The organism is Paenibacillus alkalitolerans (genome assembly GCF_016482785.1).
GTDB classification, from domain to species: domain Bacteria; phylum Bacillota; class Bacilli; order Paenibacillales; family YIM-B00363; genus Paenibacillus_AE; species Paenibacillus_AE alkalitolerans.
Genome location: NZ_JAEMXM010000012.1, coordinates 1 through 24,326, shown reverse-complemented (window position 1 = coordinate 24,326; position 24,326 = coordinate 1). Strand labels below are relative to the sequence as shown.

The 24,326-nt window shown below is 46.2% G+C and carries 28 protein-coding genes; 6 read left to right on the top strand and 22 right to left on the bottom strand.

The window, feature by feature from the left end:
• Nucleotides 1–10: 10 nt before the first annotated feature.
• From JET16_RS18005 to JET16_RS17955, 11 genes are all read right to left on the bottom strand, one after another.
• On the bottom strand, nucleotides 11–901 hold the full coding sequence (locus JET16_RS18005; protein WP_233531836.1) for a glycosyltransferase: 891 nt from the start codon (nucleotides 899–901) through the stop codon (nucleotides 11–13).
• A complete protein-coding gene (locus tag JET16_RS18000) occupies nucleotides 898–1,941 on the bottom strand; it encodes a glycosyltransferase family 4 protein (protein WP_199618150.1) in 1,044 nt (347 codons plus the stop codon). The genes JET16_RS18005 and JET16_RS18000 overlap by 4 nt, the downstream gene beginning before the upstream one ends.
• On the bottom strand, nucleotides 1,942–3,165 hold the full coding sequence (locus tag JET16_RS17995) for a glycosyltransferase family 4 protein (protein WP_199618148.1): 1,224 nt from the start codon (nucleotides 3,163–3,165) through the stop codon (nucleotides 1,942–1,944).
• Complete coding sequence (locus tag JET16_RS17990) at nucleotides 3,162–4,436, bottom strand: O-antigen ligase family protein (RefSeq protein ID WP_199618146.1); 1,275 nt, start codon at nucleotides 4,434–4,436, stop codon at nucleotides 3,162–3,164. Before JET16_RS17990 ends, JET16_RS17995 begins: the two co-directional genes overlap by 4 nt.
• A 70-nt stretch (nucleotides 4,437–4,506) precedes the next feature.
• Nucleotides 4,507–5,763 carry a glycosyltransferase gene (locus tag JET16_RS17985; RefSeq protein WP_199618144.1) on the bottom strand — a complete coding sequence of 419 codons (1,257 nt, stop codon included), beginning with the start codon at nucleotides 5,761–5,763 and terminating at the stop codon, nucleotides 4,507–4,509.
• An 18-nt stretch (nucleotides 5,764–5,781) separates the two neighbouring features.
• Nucleotides 5,782–6,468 (bottom strand): sugar transferase, encoded by a 687-nt coding sequence (locus JET16_RS17980; protein WP_199618142.1) that lies wholly within the window; start codon nucleotides 6,466–6,468, stop codon nucleotides 5,782–5,784.
• Nucleotides 6,452–7,351 (bottom strand): UTP--glucose-1-phosphate uridylyltransferase GalU, encoded by a 900-nt coding sequence (galU, locus tag JET16_RS17975; RefSeq protein WP_199618555.1) that lies wholly within the window; start codon nucleotides 7,349–7,351, stop codon nucleotides 6,452–6,454. Before galU ends, JET16_RS17980 begins: the two co-directional genes overlap by 17 nt.
• A gap of 354 nt (nucleotides 7,352–7,705) precedes the next feature.
• Nucleotides 7,706–8,350: a CpsD/CapB family tyrosine-protein kinase gene (locus JET16_RS17970; protein WP_199618140.1), complete on the bottom strand. Its 645-nt coding sequence runs from the start codon at nucleotides 8,348–8,350 to the stop codon at nucleotides 7,706–7,708.
• Entirely contained in the window at nucleotides 8,331–9,086 is a 756-nt protein-coding gene (locus JET16_RS17965; RefSeq protein WP_199618138.1) for a YveK family protein, read from the bottom strand. Before JET16_RS17965 ends, JET16_RS17970 begins: the two co-directional genes overlap by 20 nt.
• Nucleotides 9,087–9,341: 255 nt before the next feature.
• Complete coding sequence (locus JET16_RS17960) at nucleotides 9,342–9,992, bottom strand: response regulator (RefSeq protein WP_199618136.1); 651 nt, start codon at nucleotides 9,990–9,992, stop codon at nucleotides 9,342–9,344.
• Between the two features lie 5 nt (nucleotides 9,993–9,997).
• Nucleotides 9,998–10,690 carry a sensor histidine kinase gene (locus JET16_RS17955; RefSeq protein ID WP_199618134.1) on the bottom strand — a complete coding sequence of 231 codons (693 nt, stop codon included), beginning with the start codon at nucleotides 10,688–10,690 and terminating at the stop codon, nucleotides 9,998–10,000.
• A 704-nt stretch (nucleotides 10,691–11,394) separates the two neighbouring features.
• On the opposite strand from JET16_RS17955, the gene JET16_RS17950 reads away from it, so the two are divergent.
• On the top strand, nucleotides 11,395–11,796 hold the full coding sequence (locus JET16_RS17950) for a VOC family protein (protein WP_199618132.1): 402 nt from the start codon (nucleotides 11,395–11,397) through the stop codon (nucleotides 11,794–11,796).
• Here the strand turns inward: JET16_RS17950 and JET16_RS17945 are convergent.
• Nucleotides 11,793–12,458 (bottom strand): DUF1295 domain-containing protein, encoded by a 666-nt coding sequence (locus tag JET16_RS17945; RefSeq protein ID WP_233531834.1) that lies wholly within the window; start codon nucleotides 12,456–12,458, stop codon nucleotides 11,793–11,795. The genes JET16_RS17950 and JET16_RS17945 overlap by 4 nt on opposite strands.
• A complete protein-coding gene (locus JET16_RS17940; protein WP_199618130.1) occupies nucleotides 12,442–12,768 on the bottom strand; it encodes a hypothetical protein in 327 nt (108 codons plus the stop codon). The genes JET16_RS17945 and JET16_RS17940 overlap by 17 nt, the downstream gene beginning before the upstream one ends.
• Nucleotides 12,769–13,295: 527 nt before the next feature.
• On the opposite strand from JET16_RS17940, the gene JET16_RS17935 reads away from it, so the two are divergent.
• From JET16_RS17935 to JET16_RS17915, 5 genes are all read left to right on the top strand, one after another.
• On the top strand, nucleotides 13,296–13,886 hold the full coding sequence (locus JET16_RS17935) for a TetR/AcrR family transcriptional regulator (RefSeq protein WP_199618128.1): 591 nt from the start codon (nucleotides 13,296–13,298) through the stop codon (nucleotides 13,884–13,886).
• A 285-nt stretch (nucleotides 13,887–14,171) separates the two neighbouring features.
• Nucleotides 14,172–14,552, top strand: a complete 381-nt coding sequence (locus JET16_RS17930) for a DoxX family protein (protein WP_199618126.1) — start codon at nucleotides 14,172–14,174, stop codon at nucleotides 14,550–14,552.
• 81 nt (nucleotides 14,553–14,633) lie between these two features.
• Nucleotides 14,634–15,452, top strand: a complete 819-nt coding sequence (locus JET16_RS17925) for an SDR family oxidoreductase (RefSeq protein ID WP_199618124.1) — start codon at nucleotides 14,634–14,636, stop codon at nucleotides 15,450–15,452.
• Between the two features lie 113 nt (nucleotides 15,453–15,565).
• Nucleotides 15,566–16,501 (top strand): hypothetical protein, encoded by a 936-nt coding sequence (locus JET16_RS17920; RefSeq protein ID WP_199618122.1) that lies wholly within the window; start codon nucleotides 15,566–15,568, stop codon nucleotides 16,499–16,501.
• Entirely contained in the window at nucleotides 16,498–16,938 is a 441-nt protein-coding gene (locus tag JET16_RS17915) for a DUF6220 domain-containing protein (RefSeq protein ID WP_233531832.1), read from the top strand. The genes JET16_RS17920 and JET16_RS17915 overlap by 4 nt, the downstream gene beginning before the upstream one ends.
• A 320-nt stretch (nucleotides 16,939–17,258) precedes the next feature.
• Here the strand turns inward: JET16_RS17915 and JET16_RS17910 are convergent, their stop codons facing one another.
• The 9 genes from JET16_RS17910 to JET16_RS17870 all read right to left on the bottom strand — a co-directional run bounded on the left by JET16_RS17910 (nucleotide 17,259) and on the right by JET16_RS17870 (nucleotide 23,420).
• On the bottom strand, nucleotides 17,259–17,750 hold the full coding sequence (locus JET16_RS17910; protein WP_199618118.1) for a GNAT family N-acetyltransferase: 492 nt from the start codon (nucleotides 17,748–17,750) through the stop codon (nucleotides 17,259–17,261).
• Between the two features lie 13 nt (nucleotides 17,751–17,763).
• Nucleotides 17,764–18,240, bottom strand: a complete 477-nt coding sequence (locus JET16_RS17905; RefSeq protein WP_199618116.1) for a DinB family protein — start codon at nucleotides 18,238–18,240, stop codon at nucleotides 17,764–17,766.
• 957 nt (nucleotides 18,241–19,197) lie between these two features.
• Complete coding sequence (locus tag JET16_RS17900) at nucleotides 19,198–19,590, bottom strand: VOC family protein (protein WP_199618114.1); 393 nt, start codon at nucleotides 19,588–19,590, stop codon at nucleotides 19,198–19,200.
• A gap of 43 nt (nucleotides 19,591–19,633) precedes the next feature.
• Nucleotides 19,634–20,176 (bottom strand): GNAT family N-acetyltransferase, encoded by a 543-nt coding sequence (locus JET16_RS17895; RefSeq protein WP_199618106.1) that lies wholly within the window; start codon nucleotides 20,174–20,176, stop codon nucleotides 19,634–19,636.
• A 177-nt stretch (nucleotides 20,177–20,353) separates the two neighbouring features.
• Nucleotides 20,354–20,860 (bottom strand): phosphotransferase-like protein, encoded by a 507-nt coding sequence (locus JET16_RS17890; RefSeq protein ID WP_199618104.1) that lies wholly within the window; start codon nucleotides 20,858–20,860, stop codon nucleotides 20,354–20,356.
• 182 nt (nucleotides 20,861–21,042) lie between these two features.
• Nucleotides 21,043–21,531: a DUF5071 domain-containing protein gene (locus JET16_RS17885; RefSeq protein ID WP_199618102.1), complete on the bottom strand. Its 489-nt coding sequence runs from the start codon at nucleotides 21,529–21,531 to the stop codon at nucleotides 21,043–21,045.
• Between the two features lie 177 nt (nucleotides 21,532–21,708).
• A complete protein-coding gene (locus tag JET16_RS17880; RefSeq protein WP_199618095.1) occupies nucleotides 21,709–22,176 on the bottom strand; it encodes a GNAT family N-acetyltransferase in 468 nt (155 codons plus the stop codon).
• Complete coding sequence (locus tag JET16_RS17875) at nucleotides 22,173–22,592, bottom strand: DUF3024 domain-containing protein (protein WP_199618093.1); 420 nt, start codon at nucleotides 22,590–22,592, stop codon at nucleotides 22,173–22,175. Before JET16_RS17875 ends, JET16_RS17880 begins: the two co-directional genes overlap by 4 nt.
• 225 nt (nucleotides 22,593–22,817) lie before the next feature.
• On the bottom strand, nucleotides 22,818–23,420 hold the full coding sequence (locus JET16_RS17870; protein ID WP_199618091.1) for a methyltransferase domain-containing protein: 603 nt from the start codon (nucleotides 23,418–23,420) through the stop codon (nucleotides 22,818–22,820).
• Nucleotides 23,421–24,326: the final 906 nt, after the last annotated feature.

Here is a 24,326-nt window from a genome sequence, read left to right as displayed (position 1 = left end):
ATATTTCCCGTTAGTTATAGGTTCGCAGCACGCCGCTGATCAAACCGTTAATATACGTGATTCTGCTGATGTTGCGAAATATTCGGCGTTTATCGTAAATAAAAACGATCGTAAGCAGAAGAAAGAGCGGAACCTTCAGGAGCGATTTCACGAAAATACCCGTCTTCTTATTCGAGCTGACGGCACTGCTCACCCCTTGCCAATAAATTCTTCGGAGCAGCCACTTTCTGCTGATCCGGCTTCGGGGTATCTTATGCAGCACCGAGGCATGAGGCGTGTAATAGACCTTGTACCGGCTGCGGATACGCTCGATCAATTCAGCCTCCTCGCTGGAGAGCAAATTGCTTCCCACTCTGCCCAAGTCCTCCCGGAATGTATCCATCGAATCGAAAACCGATTTGCGGAATGCCACATTGGCTCCGAACGGAATGGCCGGTTTGCGCATTTCCTCGATTTCTTCGGAATAATCCAAGATCGTGTAGAGCGTCCGGTTTTCCGGGGACAACCATGGCGGCGCGCTGCCTTCCCATGCCGGTTCGATTTTGCCTCCCACACAACCGATGAGCGGATCCTGTTCGAACAAGGACACGATACCGTCGATCCAATCTACGGAAGCCTTCGCGTCATCGTCCAGGAACAGCACATACTCGCCGCCCGCTTCGCGGATCGCACGATTCCGGGCAACGGAAAGGCCCAGCCGTTCTTCAAATACATAGCGCACCGGAATTTGAACCATCGACTTGAACTCTTGCACAACCTGTTTGGTATCGTCGGTGGAACAATTGTCGACCACGATCACCTCGAACGGGCCCTTGAAGCTTTGATGCAGCAAACTCAGGAGCGCCTCTCTCAAATCCGCCGACCGATTATGGGTGCAAATGGCTACTGTCGCTATCATCATGCGTTCACCTCATACCGCTTTATTCCGGTATAGACGTTAATCATTTTACTTGCTATCCGGCCCCAATCCAGTTCTCCCAGCTTTGCCGCAATGTGCATTTCCGTCTCCTTCATATCCATCTGCATGGACATCCCAAGCGCGTTGCGCAAGCCGTCCGGATCTTCCGGATCGTACAGAATGCCGCACCCGTCCGATACATATTCGCCGAGTGCCCCGAGCCTCGGGGCTATTACCGGTTTTTTGTACGACAGCGCGAGAATGGCGCTCCCGGACGTTGTTATTTGATTGTACGGCAGCACGATCACGTCGGCTGCCCGCAGGAAGTCGGCAAGTTCTTGATCATCCACGAAATGCGGATACACTTTAACGGTTCCGTCATTGACCTTGTCGATGAAATCGAGGCTGTATCCCGAATCGACTTTGCCCGCGATCAGCAGGCCGCTCGACTGGAGCTTTAGCGACAAGAAAGCATCCACAAGCTTATCCACCCCTTTATAAGGAGTGATTCGGCCGATAAACATGAACAGAAACCGGTCCGGTGAAATGCCGAACCGCTTCCGGATATCGGCACCCTTGCCGGTATAAGCATCCACATAATGACCGTGCGGCGTAACCACTAGCTTGCCGGCTTGAATGCCGAACGTTGCGGCAACTTCTTGCTTGACCGTTTCGCTCAAGACGAAAGCCCTGTGACAAACGGTCAAAATAAATTTGCGCATCACATAATCCCATCGCGTCTTGCCCGAGTGCGGCCAGACGTTGTGCACCGTCCAAAACAGCCGCACCCCCTTGCATCTGAAGTAGAGAAGAAGCAGGGCGAAGAACAAAGACTTTACAATCGTTAAAGCGAAGAAAGATGCAGTATACGAATTACTGGGCCAATGCATATGAACGATGTCCCCCTTGCCCGGTTTAAACATCGCCGCACGATCGTAATGCTCGACATGCAGCCCGTTTCGCTCGATCGACCTTGTCAGCAGTTCGCTGTATTTATTGTCCGGGCTATATTTGGGCCACATGTAAACCGTCGGCTTGCTCATCTAGTTCACCTGCCCGTATGCGGCCGCAAGACTGTACCGGTTCTTCGCCGATTGAGTTTGTTCATAGAGCTCAAGATGTTTATTAAGCAACGAAGTTGTAGTAAACTCCAGGCAATGCTCCAGACATTGCTCTTGAATTCGCTTCTTCTCGTCACCCGGCAGCGAATAATACGCCATGATCTTAGCCTTGATGGCGTCCGCGCTTCCCGGCTTGAACAAGAATTCGTCCGGATTCCAGACGGCATCCGGAATGCCGCCCACAGCCGAAGCGAATACCGGCGTTCCTGTCTGATAGGATTCGATAATCACTCGCCCGAACGGCTCTTCCCAGATCGAAGGGACGAACGTGACATCCACGCTTGCCATGAGTTTGCGCGCTTCCTTAGGCGTTACCTTGCCGGTGAACACGAAGCGGTCATCGTTGCCGCAAAGCTCCATAATGTTCTGTCTCAACCCGCCGTCGCCGCAAATGACGGCTTGCTCAACAACATCGCGAGGAACCGACCGAATCGCATCGACCAGCTCGCGGACGCCTTTCTCAGGCTCGACTCTGCCGAAGTAGCCGAGGCGAAGCGGTTTCCGGAAGAAATCCTTCTCCGCGCGGACGATATCGCCGTCCACCGCGTTCGGAATGACTTGCCGGAAGGCGTTAGGGAATAATCCCGCATCCGTATGCCTCTTCAATATGTGTGAAGAGATGCCGACAACAGCCGAAACCCGTTTGCTGAAGCCAATGGAAGTCAGACTGTAGATCCTAGCCAGCAGCGGGTTTGAGATCGGTGAGCTGACCGGCGACAGAAGCGAATAATCCCTTAAGGTGTGAACGACAGGCACACCGGCTTCGGCGCATGCCGTCCATATCCCGGCCCCAAACCCGGTTAAATTCTGGGTATGGATCAGATCCGGCTTGATTTCGGCCAGCAGATCCCTTACAGCCCGGATTTGCATCGGATTGTAGAGATCGATCATTCTTCTGACGGTCTTCATCAGCAAACCGCGTTTCTTCCCGTCGCCGATCCAATACAGATTGTTGAACGGCAGACGATGCACGGTCACTCCGTTGACCGTCTCCGCGAACACTCCGGCTGTGCGCTTCTGCCCCCCGACCGTAAGCACATGTACTTCCGCAGCCGGGACAAGCGTTTCCGCCAATATTTGCGTCGAAATTTCCGCACCGCCGATAATATGCGGGGTATACAGACTGTTGACAATGACGATTTTCATGCTATAAGTTTCATCTCCTTCATGCTGTTCGTATCGATACCGCCCGCTGCCCGAACAGCTGGAAGCTTGTTGAAAAAGCCGCCCCTGATGAAACCGATCAATAACCAAAAGTTTACAAAGGAATAGGAATCGAAATTCATAACGAGCGCAGCGCACAGCGCGAAGGCGAACTTCGCATAAGAATTCGCACCGGCGCTGCGGAAGATCGAGATCATAAAACCGGTGAAAAGAGCGGCTCCGATAATGCCTTCCTCCGCGAATATTTTGGACAGCAAGTTCCGCGACGTCGCCATATCCGGTTTAACGAACACGAGGTCGTATACTTCCGTGAATTTTAACCCGTCGCTGAAATGCTTGAGCAGAAGATCCGCGAATTCCCTGTAATAATATCCGCCTCCGACACCGAAAATCGGGTGCTTGGCAAATTCCAGGAAACCGATGGCAGGGAAGACGACCCTGATGTAAAATGAATTGTCGGTACGGTACAGTTTGTTTAAATCAAACTGAAACCGATCCGTGAAATAACCGCTGACGCGAAAGGTCTCCAGTAAAAACGGTACGCCGATCGCGACAATAGCAATGCTTGCTCCCAATACCAGAAGCATTCGCCCGCGGTGTTTATTCGTGACAAGCACATAGATGACTATCGCTGTCAGCAGCACGCTGTAAGCATATGCCGAGAACGACAACACCAACAGCACCGCAGTGCCGGTCAGCAGGATCAGATGCTTTCGGAACCCTTGTTTGTACATGTACAACATAAGCAGTCCGCCGCTCAGCATATGGATCGCAGCCCAAGAAGGCTCGCCCGACAGCATTTGAATCCGGCCTTTGTACACTTTCTCCGAGAACAGTCCCGTGAATGCCCCGGAAAATCCGCTCCGGACAAATAGCGAATCCATTAACTGCAGGAAGCCCGCCGCCAGCGGCGGAACAAACGCGATGATGAGACTCTTGGCAATCCATCCGATCAGTGCGGGGTTTTCTTTGGCTTGTTCGGCGATATAGACGGATATCCGGTACATCGAAAGCCCGAACACCAGTGTTACCACATGTTTGAAGCTGCTGCCGGCATCCTCATATCCGATCGACATAATAAGGGAGTGCCCGGTGCTGTACATCACGAAGAGCAGTAAGAACAGATCGCCCTTCTTGAACCGGAAGTCGGTAAACAGCAGCAGCAACGAAGCGGTAAACATCGAAAACATCGAAATCGGACGATAGACCGAAAAGTCGAAGTACGGCAAACTATCATACGTGATGACCGCCAAAGAGAATAGAAACAGCGCAATAATTAGCTTTTGGATGATGGAACCACCTGCTCTTCTACGCGCTTTTTCGCTATGACAGGATCAGCTCCATATTTTTGCGTGTGACGGAGCTGCTGAAATGACGGGTCACATAGCGGATCGAATTGCGCGATACTTTATCGTTGATATCATGATTGTTCAGCAGGAGGAGCACGTTCTGAACCATATCGTCGTCCGATTCGCAGACGAACAGATCCTCCCGGTGATTCGCGTTGATCCCTTCGCTGCCGATCGGATTGGTTACGACCGGCACGCCCCAGGACATCGCCTCCAGAATCTTGGTTTTAATCCCCGTTCCGAACAGCAGCGGAGCGGTCATCAAAGCGGAATCCTTGACGATTCGCTTGACGTCGTCCACCTCACCGGTCACGACGACACCCGGATATGTGTCTTGCAGCCGCAGCACTTCGGCGGTCGGATTTTTCCCGACAATATAGAACGTCGCCTCCGGAGCATGCCGCTTGATCTTGGGCCATATCCGCTCGCAGAAATAGACGACGGCGGAGCTGTTATGCGGAATGTCCATCTTCCCGACGAAAACCAATTTGTTTTTGTCGTATCGGCGAGGTCTAACGTCTCCCAGGTTGTCCGGATCGAACTTCATTGGTATGCCATAGCACGATTTGTGACCGGTAATCTGCCGGAAGCTTTCGGCTTCCGCGGGCGAGGTGAAGATGAGATGATGAAAGCGTGCGGCCGCCGATCTTTCGTAACGGTCAAGCAGCTTGCTTTCAAAGGAAATGAGCCGCTTCTGAATGAACTTCATGTCCGTGAACCGCTTCAAGCGGCTTGGCAATTTGTTCGAGAAGCCCCCGAACACCGAAGGTATATACTGCAGCCAATTAAGCTGCCGCCGGTAGCGCAGCGACAATAAATCATCATAGCTGAGAATCCTTCGGGCTTGACCGTCCGACAAGTATTCCGCCACCCGCACCATATCGTACAAGATAAGATCAGGCTGTTCCTCATTGATGATGCGTTTAATTTTCCGGTGAGTTTTCCGGGAATAGTAGACGGATACCTGAAGCGGCCACATTCTTAGGAGAAGCGAATAGATCAGGATATTGAACAATTTCTCGATAATACCCGGTAATTCAAGGCAAACCAGCCGGTCAATCTCGCCCGGCCGATGCTTCAGGTACTTCTCGTCGTCCACGAACGACAAGTTCACGATCTCGCTGCCGGGATCGATCTCTTTTACTTGCCTGATGTACTGAAGCAGCATATTTTTCCGTCCGTCCGTATTCGGAAAGGGAAGCCGGTTCGTAATAAACATAATTTTCTTCATTACAATCGCCGCCCTATGTTAGAAAGCATCCTTGGCTCCAAGCAGCAGCTTGAAGGTTTTCAATATGATCTTCAAATCCCCCGCAATGCTTCGTTCTTTTATATACTTCAAATCGAGCTCAACCATTTGTTCGAAACTCAACTGATTGCGTCCGCTTACCTGCCACAATCCGGTACAGCCCTGTGTAACCGTCAACCGAAGCTTGTCGTACTCCGAGTATTCCGCAACTTCTCTAGGCAACGGCGGTCTCGGGCCGACCAACGACATTTCTCCTTTAAGTACATTGATAAGCTGCGGAAGCTCGTCAATACTCGTTTTCCGGATAAACTTCCCGACTCGGGTAATGCGCGGATCTTCCTTCATCTTGAACATGGCGCCTTGGATTTCATTTTTGTCCAGCAGCTCTTTCAGCTTCTCTTCCGCATCGGGCACCATAGAGCGGAATTTATACATTCTAAACGGCTTACCGTCTTTGCCGATTCTAGTCTGATAGAAAAATACCGGCGCCTTCGGACTTTCCAGCTTGATCAGGATCGCGAGGGTCACAAACAGCGGGGTAAAGAAAATCAATCCCAGCAAGGATCCTGTTATATCGATCAAGCGTTTGACTTTGTTATAGAAAACAAGATTCTTCTCGTTTCCGTGAACAATCCTTTTGTATTCAGGAACGTTCAACGTCGCTTCGTAGTTATATCTTCTGGACATGATTTTCACCCACCTTTTCCCGCTCGAGGATTCCCTCCAGTTCTTGTATCAGTTGGTACCTGAGCTCGCTGTTACGAAGCGCAAAATCGATCGTAGTCATGATAAACCCGAGCTTCTCTCCGACATCGTACCGAGTGCCTTCGAAATCGTACGCGTATACTCCAATATCTTCATTCAACCTCTGGATTGCATCGGTCAGCTGAATTTCCCCGCCGGCTCCGGGCACATGCCTGCCCAAATAGTCGAAGATCTCTGGAGTCAGAACGTAACGGCCCATAATCGCGAGGTTCGACGGCGCTTGTCCTTGCGGAGGCTTCTCCACGAAACGGTTAACCTTGTAAAGACGTTCGTATTTCTCTAACGGATCCAGTATTCCGTACCGGTGCGTCTGTTCATTACCCACTTCCTGTACGCCGACGACCGAGCTTCCGGTCTTCTCATATTGTTGGATCAACTGCTTTGTGCACGGAATGTCTGCCTGCACTATATCGTCGCCTAGAAGCACCGCGAACGGCTCATCGCCGATAAAATTGCGTGCGCACCATACGGCATGACCCAAGCCTTTCGCTTCTTTCTGCCGTATATAGTGGAGCTCCACGCAAGAAGACTGCCGCACTTTCTCAAGTGTGTCGAGCTTGCCCTTCTCTTCGAGCGTTTGCTCAAGTTCGAAAGCAATATCAAAGTGATCCTCGATCGCCCTTTTCCCTTTGCCCGTGACGACGATGATGTCTTCAATGCCGGATTCTATCGCTTCCTCTACGATATATTGAATCGTCGGCTTGTCGACAATCGGAAGCATCTCTTTGGGCATCGCTTTCGTCGCAGGCAAAAATCTGGTGCCTAGTCCAGCTGCAGGGATAATCGCTTTTCTAACTTTTTTCAAATTTTTCATATGATTTCACCCTACCCCTACCATTTTTTTCTACATTGACTTGCCTTGCTTGAGACTAAAAAGACGAGCTATGTTCTCTCTCTCCAGGAAAACATAGCTCGTCTTTTTAGATAATTACCTTTTTATAACTCTTGAATTAATAAGTTTCACGAAGAAGGTTTTTTATATCCGAATAATTTTTGATTCTTTTGTTAAAAAATTTGGGCATCTAACCCACCCTCACGTCATACCCTCGACGATTAACGTCTAAGGTCGGCTGACCCACAGCATGACCGAGTGCCTCCGGTGATAAAGGAGCAGGAGACATTTCCTTACTACCGGCTGGTATGGTTCCGGTTCCGATAGCTAACCGCTGACATTATTTAACACAGCGCCGATTATCGTGGCTTTGCCATACTCCAGGGATTCTTTCGCTTTTATGGCGATTTCATTTTTCACTTTGCCCGAATTCATTACCAATACGACGCCGTCGCATTTGTTTGCTACGACAAGCGCATCGGCAAACATTGTGATCGCCGGAGTGTCAATGATGACGATGTCGAACATTTCTTTAGCCATCCCCAGCAACGATGCCATAGGTATGGAATCCAACAACTCGGACGGGTTCGGCGGGATCGGACCGGCGGTGATCAACTGCAGATTATCGATGTTCGACTTCTGGATAACGTCCCCGATCTCGCTGCGCATTGCCAACGCCGTGCTCAAACCGATATGGTTCGACAGTTCGAATATTTGATGTTGAACGGGAGTGCGCAGATCCGCATCGATTAGCAGTACGTTCCTGTTTGCCTGAGCGTAAGCAACTGCAATATTGGAGGAAACGGTGCTTTTGCCTTCCCCGGACAAGGCGGAAGTAATCGCAATGGTTTTCAATGTCTCATCGCGATTGGAGAATTCGATGTTTGCCCTTAAGCTGCGATACGCTTCGGAGACCGCAGACTTCGGACTAGTGCCGGCTATCAAGCCCCGTTTACGCATCAATCGTGACATTTTTCTTCCACCCCGTTTGATTCGTATTCGGTATATGATCGCCACGGCCGGACATGTCCCTTCGTTTCATTTTGGGGATTGCCGCCAATGTGGGAAGCCCCAGCCGAGCCCGGATATCTCTTTCGGTTTTAACCGTATCGTCCAAATAATCCAACAGAAACGACAATCCGATTCCAACCATTACAGCCAATATAAAAGCGATCACGATCATCCTTGTCGGCGGCGGGGATACCGGTCCCCGTTGTTCCGACGGATCGGCCCAATATAGAACGGACACATTGTCCAAATTCATAAGTGTCCGAATCTCCTGTTGGAACACTTCGGAAACGGCATTCGCCATCTTTACCGCCCGCTCGTAAGAATAATCTCTGGCGGAAACGGACATGACCTGCGTCTCATTCACGGAACTTACGCTGACTTTCGCGATGAGCTCATTAACGGTAGCGTTCAGCTCCGGATACTGCTCGACAACTTTCCCCATAATCCGGGGAGTTCTGATAATCTCTTTATAAGTTTTAATCAGCATTATGTTGGAGGTAATGGAACCTGTATCGATGCTGGGGTTAAGAGCGTTTGAGCTTGTGTTCTGATTCACAATCAGCTTTGCCGAAGCCTCATATTCCGGTACGCTGAATTGTTGTGAGTAAAAGCCTGCGGCCGTGCAGCTGATTAACGTGATCAGTGCGGTCAACCATAGTTTTTTTCCGACAATATTCCAATATCGTCGTAATTCCAAAATTATTTCCTCCGATACTGTGTTTGTTAAAAACAGTCAATTATTTTTCTGAATTTTCTGATATATTATGGCATTTCTGTATGCCGACATTATACAATTTACAATGATTTGATTAACTCACTTAAATTGTATATTGATAATGCTCTGATAAACTATTACGCGAACGGATGATTTTGTTTCTACTTCGGTTGTATACTACGCTGCCGCTTTTGTATAAAAGATGATTATACTTTCGCGCCATACGCCATAGCGTTCTTAAATTTGTCTTAATACATACGTTTCATCCGGAGGCGAATAGGCGGCCAAGCCTCGCGACTGCGCATACAGAGCGGCTTGAGTGCGGTCGCTTAGATTTAACTTCTGAAATATATGACTGACGTGTTTCTTGACCGTGAATTCGCTAATCATCAATTTCTTTGCCATCGCGCTGTTGGACAGCCCCTCTCCAAGCGCTGACAACACTTCCCTCTCTTTAGGGGTAAGCTTTTCAAGCGGGTCGTCGGCTTCCTTCCGGATAAGAGCTTCGAGAAGACCCTGGTCGAAATATTTCTTCCCTCTTTCGATCATCTTGATTGCGAGCAGCAGCTCCTCGGGCATCGCTTCTTTCAGGACATAACCGTCGGCGCCGCTCTCTTCCGCTCTCCGAAGATCCGCTGCCGACGCAGACGAAGTGAGCATCATGAACCGGCATGGAAGATGCCGAAGACTTTCGACCAGCTCGAATCCGGACCGGTCCCCAAGCTTGATGTCGACGATCGCCAAATCGGGATTTGTCCTCTCTATAAGCTGCAACGCATCCTCGACCGTTTCCGATTCCCCGACTAGATCGATCCATTCTTCCCGTTCCAATACGGAGGTCAGCCCTTTACGAACCAAGGGATGATCATCTACAATAACGATTTTCACGACTATCACCCGCTTTTTGTATTATGATTGGTTCTATCCGTTATGTCTTCCAGAGGCAGCAAAACGCGTACCCGGGTTCCGCCGCCTTCCCTGCTGTAAACATCAAACGTGCCTCCCAACGATGCTGCAAGCTTGCGCATGTTACTTAGTCCGAGGCCGGAATTCACCTTAATCTGCTTCTTCTGCGAAGTCAAGTTAAAGCCGTTACCGTTGTCCACGATTGTAAGCTTGACGATACCTTGCATTTGAGTCAATCTAATGTTTACGTTTTTGCTTGCGCCATGTCGAATCGCATTGCCTACACCCTCGGAAATGATCCGGTACAGTGCTTTCTGTTGAACGACAGATAATTGGAGACATGGATTAGGCGCGTAAAATCGGATCCCGACGCCGTTAAGCTTGGCCTGCTTGGCTAGATACGATTCGATGCTCGCGATCCAGGATGAAGTGCTGAACTTGGACGAGCCCAGATTGTAAATCGTCATGCGCAGCTCGCGCGAAGCCTCAGCCGCCGCTTCCTGGATCTCTTGAATATGCTCTAACTTTTGTTCCTCAGTCATGCTGTTCCAGTCTCGTTTCATGGAGTGAGCGGAGGTCACGATGCCGAACAAATACTGAGACACACAATCGTGCAGCTCCTCGGCGATCCGGTTCCGTTCCTCGGTAAGCAAACACTCTGACTCGATCTTAATTGCCATCGTTATCATCACATCTCTTGACGCTCATTAAACACCACTCCTAATTTATATATATATTTTGAAAAAACAGTACTTCACCCACATCCTTCTAACTTCTAAGAATAACAAGATAAGTAAGTTTGCGGCTGCGAAATATGAAAATATCGATTTCGCCGTAATTCCGCAATCATCGACAACGACTTCCACACTCTCAACATACCGTAACGAAATTGACATGGACAAGCTACATCAGTACCGATTTTGTTAACACAAATGACATATAAATCCCAACCATGGTCTTAATTATCAACGGGATCGAATTGTCGAATTATGCAAAATACTGGTAGGACATGGTCGTTGTTTAAAGATGAAAAAGCTTTCAGGGGAAATTTTCGGGAAATAATAGCGATTAGGATTGGGTCGCACTTCCTATGAGAAGAGCAGTATAGCTAGGGAAAATAATCCATCTATGTAGGACCATTACTGCTGAATGGCCCGGTTTATCTGAAAGATTATCTGACAGATTTTTTGCATGGTGTTCCATTAACTAACGCTATACTTACGATTTGATGGCAGGTATTGACATGAATCTTGTATGATCTCTCACATGACGGGAACCGGTGATAAGAATGACACTGGACTTTTAAGCTATTTTGCATTAGAGTGGAGTTGTGATGGATGAAACTTAATTTCATATAATGAAACTAGATGTGGGAGGGGTTTATATGTCACATAAATTCTACGGGATTGACCACGTTCTGTTGGCGGCACCTGAAGGTTGCGAGCCGACGGCTCGAAGCTTTTTTGGCGGCTTATTAGGCTGGGTCGAAATCCCGAAACCGGAAACCCTGAGAAAACGCGGCGGCGTGTGGTTTCAATGCGGCGCTCACCAGGTGCACATCGGAGTACAAGAGGATTTCATCCCCGCTTCAAAAGCCCACCCCGCATTTCTTGTACACAATATAGAATCATTGCGTGAACATTTACTCCAAAGCAATATCCAGGTCATTCATGATGAGGAACGAACCGAAGAGGGTGTGAAGCGGTTCTTCCTCAAAGATCCGTTCGGCAATCGTCTGGAGTTTCTTGAGTGGGTTTTAAATCGGCCGGGATTTGCAAGGAATTAATAAATAAATGGAATCAGTTTTTTTGTATTCTTCTCATACTTTTCGAAGGCTGCTCCATATTTTGTTTTCAAATACCGATCATGCTCCGGGATATACAGAAAAACAAACATGAAAAATAAGAAGAGGGGAATCAGTCCAGCCCATATATTTCTTGTGAGCAACGCGAAACCGCAGACCCAAAGGACATCGCCAAAATAATTAATGTGAATGGAATATTTGAATAACCCTCCCGTATAAAGCTTACCTTTATTGCGTTCATCCTTCTTCCATTGATTCCTCAACATTTCAGACAGCGTGTTGATCATTGATCCTGAGACAAAGATAAACACAGCAATCCCGTCAAGCCAATCCGGCGGCTTATCCTGGGCACTGCCTAACATGGAAAATCCGATATAATAAATTGCAAAAGCAAAGATAACGCCCCACGTTTCCCTCCAGGATATCCCTCTTCTCAATAAGTAAAACACCATGAAACTCATTCTGAAAAAAGTAACCATAGAAAATCCAAACAATAACACGTTTCGATTGAAATCACCCTCAGGCAAAGAAAAGTATACATTCCCGTTCATAAATAAATACCAATACGAAAACAGAAGGAACATGCACTCGCCAGATATTATCGAAACCCTTTGCGGCCAAGATTTGTTAGCCGAACCGAACATACCGTATCCCGCCTTGTAATGGATAATGAAGACCAGCCAGAAACTGTGCTATTAACGTACGTGTTGCGTTGCAGTTACCAGTTGCCAAATCACATAAGCAGCGTTTGTAACTGGCCGGCCAATAATAATTTCCGTGGTCTTCCACCGCCCAGGCGATCGGTTTTCCCCTGTTCTTCCGAAACGTAACCGCATCGTCCACTTCTTGTTGGCCGTACGGGAAGCGGAGATCACGAAGCAGAGGCATCCGCCACGGCGTCGATTGCTCTATTGTATTTCTATAGATACGTTTGGAGAAATAAGTAACCAGCATATGGGATGCCTCCTTTATGCGGAGGTTTATATTAGATGATACACCGGTCTGCGCAATCGATTTTTTTACATTATACACGAACATTTGTTTGTAATCAACACGCTCGTTTCATATGGAAGCTGGATCTTCTCGGCTATGTTGATAAACACCGCGGCATTTTCCAATGAAATAGGTTGGTTCACGATGAGGGGAAGCTGAGTAAATTACTTCATCAATCCGAGATATGAAATAACCAGTTCCCAAATATTCGGCTCCAATTGTTCACCGTAAGCAGACAAAATACAATCTTTATAATAATTAAACTACTTAGATCTTAAACAATGACAAAAAGGAATGACCGACCCTTATTGGGATCGGTTGTTTGCATAATATAGAGCCTAGGGGAATCGAACCTGGTACTCATCATCTTCGCGCTTCCGCTCTCTTGAGCGGTCGCCAATGTTGACTTCCAGTGGGTGATTACTCATAATCGGAAATATAAGGGGCCACCCGAATCATTTCAATTACAACGCGAGGGGTAAATAAAGATGGAGCTCCGGGACAGAATACTCAATGCGGCCGAGCAGGTAATCCGGACCAATGGTCTTTCCAAGACGACAACCAAGGAAATTGCGAGAATCGCCAATTGTTCCGAAGGATCTTTGTATAATCATTTCGAAAGTAAAGAGGATCTTATAATACAGTTAATGAAAAGCCATTTGAGCGGGTATCTTGCCGTCCTGCTCAAGCTTCCCGGGCGCAAGGGTACCAGAACCGTAGAGGATAATCTGCAAGAAACGGCGCTTGCCGCGCTCGATTTCTTTCATTTGACTATGGTCATGACAGCATCCATGTTCACAGAGCCTGATTTTCTTGCCCGCCATAGACAAAATTTCCAGCAGCGGAATGAAGGCCCCCATCGTTCCAATGAGATCGTTGCGTCTTATATTCTTGCCGAACAGAAGCTTGGTAGGGTAAAAGCCGGCCTTAATCCTCGCAGCGTCGCCGATCTATTGCTGGGAGCTTGTTTTCAACACGCCTTTCACCTGCAATTTTTAGGCGAGGACGAACTGGAAGAGGCTAGGAAACAGTTTGTTGAAAATGTTTTACAGGCGCTTCTGCAAGGAATTTCGCCTTGAACGATTCCGATCCAGGTGTGCTGCCGGAACAGCCGTCGCCTTCGATCGAATGAAAGACATCAGGCTATCCCTTGACAAAGGAAAATAAAACCAATATATTAATAAGTGAGTGCACACTCAAAATATCCATGAACCTTGCAAAGATTTCTGTATTCACATTGTGTTATGAGTGAGTACTCACACATGATGCAATGAATTCTACTGAAGAGGTGAAGACATGTTACTTGTTACTGGTACGGTAGGTCGTCACGAGGATTCATCTATCGATTGGAAGAGGTGTCTATAATGTTTACTGCCTACATCATTTTCACCATCCTGGCGATCGCCAGTAACGCCTTTTCGGCGACAATGGCTTTTATCCGTTTCAAGCAGGTCGTCGTCGTCATGGAAAAGGTGGGAGTACCGACTTCGTGGATGTTTTTGCTGGGAGTGCTCAAAGCAGCAGGCGCGCTGGGACTGCTGGTAGGCTTCGCCGTGCCGCTGATCGGGGCGGCCGCCGCAATCGGCATCATCTTATTCTTTGTCGCTGCCATTTTCACCCACCTTCGCGCACGCGACTACTCGATCGGTTATCCAACCGTATACCTCCTGTTTGCCGTGGGCACGCTGGTATTTCAATTGGAGACGTCGCCTCATCTAGGCTTCGATCTGGCTTTTGACATCTAGTTAGAGGGACAGCTTTTCGGCACCCGTTATGGGTGAGCACTCACACAAGATGTAAAGAATCCTTTTGAAGAGGTGAAGAACATGATTTTGGTTACAGGTGCAACAGGTTCGGTAGGTTATAACGTAATTCGTGAGCTGCATATGTCCGGTTGCGAAGTGCGTGCTTTAAGCCGCAATCCTAAGAAGGTAAGTTTCCCTGAAGGAGTGGAGGCGACAGCTGGCGACTTAACGAAGCCGGAGACTCTTCAGGCGGCATTGAACGGCGTGGAAAAAGTATTTTGGGTGTTGCCGCTTGACGCCGATTTCAACTTCCCGAAGTTAGCCCGGCAACACGGGGTTCGTCATATCGTTCTTCTCTCTGCGCTAGCGGTCGATTTTGGCTCAGACAACGCTATAGCGCGACTCCATTTGGACGCCGAGCAAGCCGTCCGGGAATCGGGCGCTGACTGGACCTTCCTTCGGCCCGGCGGTTTCATGACCAATTCGTTTCAGTGGGCGCATTCGATCCGATCTGAGGGAATTGTCAGAATACCGTTCGGCGACATCAGCACTCCATCCGTGGATTCGCGCGACATTGCCGCCGTTGCCGCGAAGGCGCTTAGCACAGACGGGCATGAAGGGAAGATCTATTCCTTAACCGGCCCGGAACCGCTTACTCCTAGACAACAAGTTCACATATTGAGCGACTTATTGGGCCGCGATCTCGGTTTTGAAACGCTCCCGGACGACATTGCTCGCCAATACATGCTTAGACAAATGCCTGCGGAAATTGTCGACGCGTTCTTCGACCTGAACAGGCAAGGGTTCTCGACTGTGCTTCCAACGGTGGAAGAAGTTACCGGGCGGGCTCCATTTACCTTCAAACAATGGGCGACCGATCATATCGACGCCTTCCGGTAACAAATAGAAAATAAGATAATGGGAAACATCAATCGAATGAAAAGTTGGGATCTCATGGTAAATAAAATTTAAATGAAATCGCTTAAAATTTATTTTTAGGGAGGGAATGGACCTTGAAAAAAGTAAAAAGTGCATTTGTTATTTTACTGACGGTCTTAGTTCTGGCCACCGTTTTGGCAGGCTGCGGAAATTCCGCAACGGGTTCTCCATCCCAGCCGGCAGCGCCGGTTAAGCTGGCAACGGACACGGAGAGCAATGCCGTCGGGAAGTACCTGGGCAGGTGGAACTACGACCAGCCGAACCGCGCCACCATGACCAACATTGCGACGAGTAACGTGCCTGGTCGGCTCCAGGTGCCCCAGATCGGGGACATCGTGTTCACCGCGGAAGGCCCGGGCAGGATCGTCGGCCGTACGGACGTCGGGTGTACCTGGAGGTTCAAGGCCACCCCCGCCTCGTTGGAGTTGGACCCGCCGTCCCAGCTCTGCCACAACCCCACCTCAAACGTCGCCTACACGATCACCCAGTGGACGGTCACCGTCGAGGGGGTTCGCGAGAACGAGATCATCACCGCCAAGAGCCACCGGCCCGAAGGCGACTACGACTTCGTGCTGAAGAAGGGCGCCCGCACCAAGGCAAAGGAGTACGACCCGGACGCCACGACGAAGTTCACCGGCACCTGGGCGTACGACCCAGCCGACCCGGCGACCGGGGTGAACATCCGGACCACTGTCCGAACCGCGCCGGACAGCACGCAGAACATGGAGCGGTCACCGGAGCGGGGACACGTGACGATCACCAGGGACTACGCCAACAGGATTACCGCCCGAACCGACGACGGCTGCACGTGGTCACTGGTGGCCCGGGGAAACACCGCCAAGCTGGACCCCCCGATTCAGACATGCATGCTGCCCACATCCACCGCGATAACCATCAGTTTCTGGACCATCGCCACAGACGGCCGGCAACAGGCCTCCGTCATGACGGGAACCGATGAACGCGGCGGTAGCTTCGCCCTCAGTGGCGGCAGCCTCAGCAAAATCAAATGAACAGAAATGTAATCCTCGCAGAAAAAAACGGGAGCTTGTCTCCCGGCGCACGCAGAGCTTTTCTCGTTTTGATGTGGGTGGCGCGAGTTTTTGCTTTGCTTATCGCGATGCAGGTGTTTATCGCTGGAATGGCCACGTTCGTGGATTCGGAAAATTGGATGGCTCATACGAATTTTGCCCGTGTTTTTATCTTTTTTCCGATCACGATGATACTTTTAACGTTCATCGCAAGGCTGCCGGTCACCTATCGCTTGAAAAGCATTCAGTTGTTAGTCTCGGTCGTCTTGATGTATGCCACCGCCGTTTTTTCGTCGGATATCGGAATTATATCCGCCCTTCACCCGGTTATTGCGCTGGCCATGTTTTGGATCTCGATGACTCTCGCGAAGCAGGCTGCTGCACACATAAGGACCAAATCGCCCAGTATGGCTGCTTAAGCGTCGATTCGAGTCTGGGGAGGGTAAAGCATGCTGCTTGCCTGGTGGAGATCGAACCCTGACCTAATCTCTGCCAACGATGCGCCCTCCCATCTCCGAGAAGAAATAATTGCTCGTCCCTATACGTTGAACAATGGTGTTCCGCTACATGCCCGAGACTACCGAACTCAACGGATCGATTTTTTCCGGAGAAAGAAAGGTTAAGAACAAAGTTTTTTGCGTGGAATTGATTAAGAAACGATGGCCCTCGCTAGTGGCTTTGGCCATAGCTGCAGCAGGGCCTCCCGCTTCAACCGATCCCATGTCTTTGCAATCATACATCAAGCATCAAGCTTTAGAATATATTCTTCAACTTCCTCGTTTCTTGCATTGGAAAATCCCTTATCCTCACCATAAATCTTAAATCCGCATTTTTCCAAGACACGTACGGAGCCAATGTTATCTTTGGCAGCACGGGCATACAGCGGGCGAACTTTTACATAATCTAAAAACTTCGAGAGCGCGGAGGTGGCTATTCCTTTTCCCCAGTATTGTCTTCCAATCCAGTAGCCGACCGCCGGTTCGCCGAACTGTATAAAGTTCAATATGTTTCCGACGACATACTCGTTGTAAAGTATAGTCTTCTTTATGATATTTTCATTTGCCAATATATCGGACCAGCGGTTCATAAATGCGGCCTTGTCAGAGGGGTCCTCGGGCGTAAAAGCAGCCATATAATTTGAGGAGGCGTCCAATTGATACTCGAAGAAGATGGGGAGATCTCTTTCCGTGACATCACGAAGCTGAACTGCATCTTTTATAAGATTTTGCATCGTTCGCTCTCCATCACGCTATTGACTTTAAAAATTTCTCAATTTGTTCTTTATGTTGTTTATCGTGAGGAATAAATCCTCTCAAATACTCTTGAATGGTAAATATCTTTTTATCGCCGTCAAAATACTCTTGTATGTATTCTTCATCGCTTAATCCTGAAATATCGTTAATAATTTTGGATCTGTATTCTGCAAACCGGTCAATGATGGATTGCTTTGTCTGCGACTTTGAATACTCGATTGCATTGGCATTAAATTCATCGAAATTCAAATGTCTTACTGTCAAAGGTTCTTTCAATTTGATTTTTAGAATAGCTTCCTCATAGAAATATTTGTCCCAAAGCATAATATGGCAAATGATGTCCTTCAAACTCCATTTCCCTTCAGCAATCGGCAAATTCCAATGACTTTCATCGTAATCGTTCAATGCAACCACAAAAGGTATAAATGCTTCAAACTCTTTTACCATATCCTCATTGTTCATTGCCATGCATCATGTCTCCTTCGCTGTCCAAATTGTAATTTTATTGTAACCAAAAAAACAAAATAAGCACAAGCGTTCCCTAATCTAAGAACAGCCGCAATAGCAATATGACGAAGACGATAATTAAACCTAGCAAGCTAATTGTGAGCGGTTCAACGCTCAACGAAAATGCCATTATCAACACGAACACGGCAATCAGAGGAACATAGCGTCTGAGTGTATAGCGGCCTTTTTCAGTGGTTGATGGAGAAGCTTTGACTTTCTCGTTGCTCAAGAGCGGAGAAACCGAGAAACATCAACCCGCCGAACCAACACAGCTCGGGGAGCCACCCCAGAATCTCGCTCCAATAGTTATCTTTGCTGAGATATAAAGCTGTCGTATTCCCGCTCGACTTCATAAAGAAGCCGATCATGAGCAGCAAAGTAGCCCGGGAGTCAACCGAAACGCGTTCATAGATATAAAGGATCAGCAGACCGAATAAAAAAAACGCATTAGCGGAAGAACAGAACAAATTGAATAATACCTCACCGTTTGACAGCTCGGCACCATCGGCTCAATGAAATGCCGCCAATACATGGTTAGAGAAACGGTTGCAAAGAGGAGCACATCCAATAAAAACCGTAGTGCAGGTAAAGTGCGAGGATGTAAAACAAATATTGGAGCATCCACAATATTTCAGGGATGCCGAAAGTGTCCGGCTCCTCGCCGAATGCGATCAAAAAGACAGTCCAATAGAGTTGATGCATAACATATTCAAGTACGTCGTATCGTGCAAATACCAGCTTAACCCGGAATAAGCCAATATCATGGAAAGGCCGATGTGCCATGCATAACGATTCATGGTGCTTCGATCCCTTCATAGCCGCCGTTCATAATTCGTTCTAAACTATAATTCTTTCTTTTACGTCATAATCCTCCAACCGTGACAAAGTCGATAAGCATCGCGAATCGAAAAAAACAAATTATTTCCACACTGTCATTCGTTTTTCCAAAGTTGAAGTATGTAACTCTAGTTCAGTTCCGTCCGGGTCTAAAAAGTTTACCGACCATCCTACCCCACGCTTAATCGGCCCTCGTACAATTTTTACATTATGCTTTTCGAGAATCTCTACTGCTTCATTAAAGTGCTTCTCTGATATATAAAATGCTATATGATCCGTTCCAATGTGCTTATGCGTTACTTGTTCATAATCACTTCTTTCAATAATACATATCCAGGCAGTCCCCCACTCCAAGTAAGCGTCTGTATTTACCAGATGCCTGACTTTCATTCCTAACATATCCCGATAAAACGTTAAAGATTTACTTAAATCTCTAACATTGATTGTTACATGACTGAATCCTTGAACCATCATAATTCTTGTTCCTCTCTATCAGCTGAGAACACCTCTTCCCAGCTTAATCATTTTTATATAATGAATATAGTAATTCTCCGTTACATTCCGAATGTTCTTCAGGCAGATCATCAAGTATATATTCAAATTGAAATCCAAGTTTTTCAATAATTCTTTTTGACGATATGTTCTCAGGCGATACTTTGGCAAATAAACGGTTGAGTCCTAAGGTATTAAAACTATATTCCACTACTTTCTGAGCGGCTTCAAATGCATAACCATTTCCCCAGTAATCCCTGCTTATCAGATAATAAATTTCCTTTTCTTTATCAAGTAAATCAAGATTACCAACACCAACCCAACCAATTAATTCTTCTGAATTCTTTAAGCAAATGGCGAAAGAATATTTGAAATTACGTCCCTTAGATTCATAACTCTTTAAAAGCCAATGAAATAAACCTTGGTACTCCTCGTAAGTCATTAGATCAAAATGCAGGAACTTAAATAGTTCTTTATCCTGCATAAGGTTAAAGGACTTTTCTAGATCATTAATTCTGTAGGGACGGATATATAGCCTTTCCGTCTCATCATTTAGTAAGTGATTCATATGACCTCCTGGAGCTCCGAGCTTAGCCGATGCGGGTTTCCGCTGGCCGTTAGGCCCGAAGCGTGAAAGTGGTGTTATATGATGGATCGGCCCAACCTGGGACATAGAACGTCGACCATACGTGAATTTTTAACTGTTTTACTTATGCTTTTTTGTTTTTATTTTTTATTGCCCTTTTTAAATCTCTTTTAGAATAATATCCGCACACTCTTCCGGAGTATTTATATGTGTGTTTACAGTACAATTGTAAGATATATCTTTTGCCATGATTTTGTGTTGCCAATCCGATTGATCCTCGGTTCTATTTCCACGTTGAATATTTCTTTGGCGGCAAATTTCCAAAGGACAATAAACTTCAACAATGTATAAGGGGTAACCAGCAAAAATGTTCTTCACTTTTTCATAATGTGGCTTTAGTTCAGGACGTTCTACCATAATGCCGTCAATTAATATATTTTTACCGTGATCAGAAAATAATCTAGCAGTATGATACATCATCTTAATTGCATCACTTAAATACTTCCAATAATCTTCGCGAAGATATTTATCACCTATCATTTCTTCAAAAAGGTCATTTGCAACAACATAAAAAAACTCATCTGACCTTAATTGAATAGCATCGACAATAGATGTTTTGCCAGAACTGGTTACTCCATTTAAAAATACGATCTTTCCTTTACTCATCTCTTAATGTCCCCCCTTATTCGTCAAACATTAAAATGTGTTAGACCTCTTACGGATGGGATGAATGATCCGGCTTCCAAATTTCTAATAAAGCCTCTTGCATTCACGAAGCCTTACCGGCTTAGATAGCTCCTATCTTAGCCGGTGCAGGGTTGTCCGCTGATTCCGCTTCCCCGAATTTACTACCATTCTGCTTTATGTATTATTTCCTTGTATTCAATTAAAAGATCTTCCAACATTATTTCTTCTATAAAAGATTTTAACCATGCGATCCATATTGTATCATTGTCAGCATTCGCTTGTATTAGAGCATTAACAATATGAGGTTTTAGTTCGGAGTGTTCAAGAGCTACCATCAGTTCTGTTGCTTCTAAAGCTCCTGGCCAATTCATGTCTTGAAGCAGAAGTAGCAGTTGGGGCACAAACTTCAATTGATAGCTTTCATCCAAACCACAAACAAATGAAACTGCATTTAACCATTGATGTTTTCCCGTTGATGTAATTATTGAGTCAATGAGCAAATCCTTATAATTCACTAATTCTTTTATGGCCATTTCCTGTAATTCCACCGATTGATTCCAATCAAGATATTCCAGTAAGTTTCTTATTCTATCTTCCATGAAATTCCCTCGAATCCGCTTTTTGTGTCCTTTCACATAACGTCTCTGCATTCACGGATCCTCACCGGCTTAACCCCGAAGGGGCGGTTGCGACTGCAGTTAGCCGGTTCCGCTGAATCCGCTCCATCGAAAATGCCTCTTACGGACCGAGGGACAGCGCAGCTGGCCCGATGCGTGAATGCGGTGTTATATGAAGTTCACACCTTCTTTGATTAACCTCAATAATTCTTATAAATCCAATCTATAAAAAATCATCTTTTTCTCTTCCCTTATGTATTTAAATACGGGTTCATTCAAATGTTCATCCATTAATTCATTATCCAGAATAAATCCAAATCTTGAATAAAAAAGTTCATTCTTGGGGTTTCCTGTCATTAAACTGATCTTTCTTAACTTCTTGTTTCTTAAGTACTGAATCAATTCATTTAAGAGTCTTTCACCAATTCTTTTACCCCGATGTTTCTCATCAACAAACAGATAATGAATATAAGCATGACTTTGATCGGTCTGATCAACCAAGCCTAAAATAAAACCAACTAATTTATTATCAATATAGGCAAGTCTACAGGTGTCCCTGAAGAACCGATAGAACAAAATATAAATGGAATCCCTTTCCTTCGGTAATGGAGCACAATCCAAATCCTTTAATTGTAAAAGTCCCATTGAATCAAACTCCGTGATTCTGATATCAGTCATATTTCATCTCTTCCTATCATTTGAAAGGGACAGCGAATGCCGGCCCGATGCGTGAATGCGGTGTTAACTGAAGTCATTGCTTCCTTCGAGTTACAATGTTTCTCATCCTTATCAACAATCATTAATTGCTTCTCAAAATTCTTATCTGGATTGATATCATCAACAAAATGCCATTTATCTTTACTATCTTTCCAATAGACCTTCCAGTAATCATCTTCAAATCTAAATTGTGCAACAGGTAACTCAACGCGTCGCCCGGGTATGTATGAAGGTCTTTCTTGAGTCAGTGTTAATGTATTGCCTCTGAATTTATACATGATTTTGTATTCTTCTTTAAGATGTTTTGGAATTTTTTTATCAATGTAGTTATCAAGGATTTTTTCTATTTTCTTTTTTGTAAATGTGTCTAAAGCCAAGTATGCTCAACTCCTAAATGGTTTTTCTATTTGTTGCAATGATTTAAGTTAACGTTCTTGCATTCACGACGGCGACTCCCTTAGACAGCTCTTATCTTAGGGAGATCGATGTGTCTGCCTGCATTTGCTTCCTGAAATTCCTCGGGTAGACCGAGCGGCGATAGCCGCGAAGCTGGAACGATGTTATACGACGCATACTGCCTCTTCGAATAGCCCACACAAAGATTACGCTATTTTTCTAATTTTCATGCAATAAAAACCGACACTTGGATATCTATTATATTCTTCTAAGCGTTCAAGTTCCAAGTTCAATTCATGCAATACTCCTAACAACTCATCTTTCTTGTGATACTTATCAAAATCCATAAACATCAAATGTCCATTTGGTTTCATTATTTCACTAATCTTCTCTAATGTATTACGATATTTCCCTATCTCTCTCAAGGCAGATCCGATCATTGTCACTAAGTCATATTCCATTTTGGGCAACATACACGCCAAAAAGTCACCACAGGTTACATTTGATGGGTTTGTATGTCCCTCTCTTTGTTGTCTAAAACTGAATATCTCACAGATTTCCTGATCAATATCAACACTCGTTAATTGACCATAGCCTTTCAAGAAGTACCCTAAAAAGTCATCCCATTCACCAACACCAATACCAATACCAATATTACAAGCTTTCATGCCATTATATACTTTAAAATTTCTTGTTAAAAAGTCCCTTGTCTCGAGTTCAAGATATAAACTTCTTGGTGATAAATTCCATTGATAAGCTTCTGGTTCCCTTATATTCAAATAATAACGTAATAGCTGCTGGTCATTCATTCACATCACCTGCTCTGAATATTTTAATGATTTTTACCGGTTTTCAGCATTTGTCATATAACGTCTCTCGCATTCACGAACCCCCACCACCTTAAAGGAAGCCGGGAGACTTAGATAGCTCTTATCTTAGTCTCCCGTTTTCCTGGCCGCGATGCGGTTAGGTGGTGCGGGGTTGTCCGCTGAATCGAATCCGCTACTTTAGAAAAGCTCCTTGCGGACCGAGAGACAGCGTAGCTGACCCGATGCGTAAACGCGGTGAGATGATGTAACGGCCCTCTTCGATTCAGCTTCATAAATTATATATGTATTTATATGAACCGTTCTCATCTATACCATCACTTACATGCAATCTTAGATTTCAGTAATTATTTCACCCACCCACTCATCATTTTCAGAAACCATCCAAACAAAATAGTCCAACCTACTTTGAACAAAGTAATACCACTTCTCTATGTCCCCAATAGCAATTCGACGCCTGGTTTCAGGATCTTTATGCCATTCTTTCTTTCAAATGTTCAAAGTTTTCATCATTAAGATAATGCATATGTAAACCGTTTATCGAAATACCTTCTTTGTTTTTATAATTTGCCGTTATTTCATCTAACGTCTCTTACATTCACGAACCCTCACCGACTTAAAGGCCGAAGGCCTAGGCGCGATGCGCTTAGTCGGTGCAGGGTTGTCGCCTTAGTCCACTTCCTCGAAATCCCTCTGGCGACCAAGGGCCGCTTGTCGGCCCGCCGCGTGAATGCATTCTTATACGATGCCCTTGCCAGCCTGAATAACTTAGAAAGCTCCTTTAAAATAAAATTTCATATGTAGATACCTGTTCTTCTCTAAAAACTGTCCTTTTATAATTCACCGCGTCAGTTAGTCTCTGAACCGTAAAACTTGATATCGGTCTTG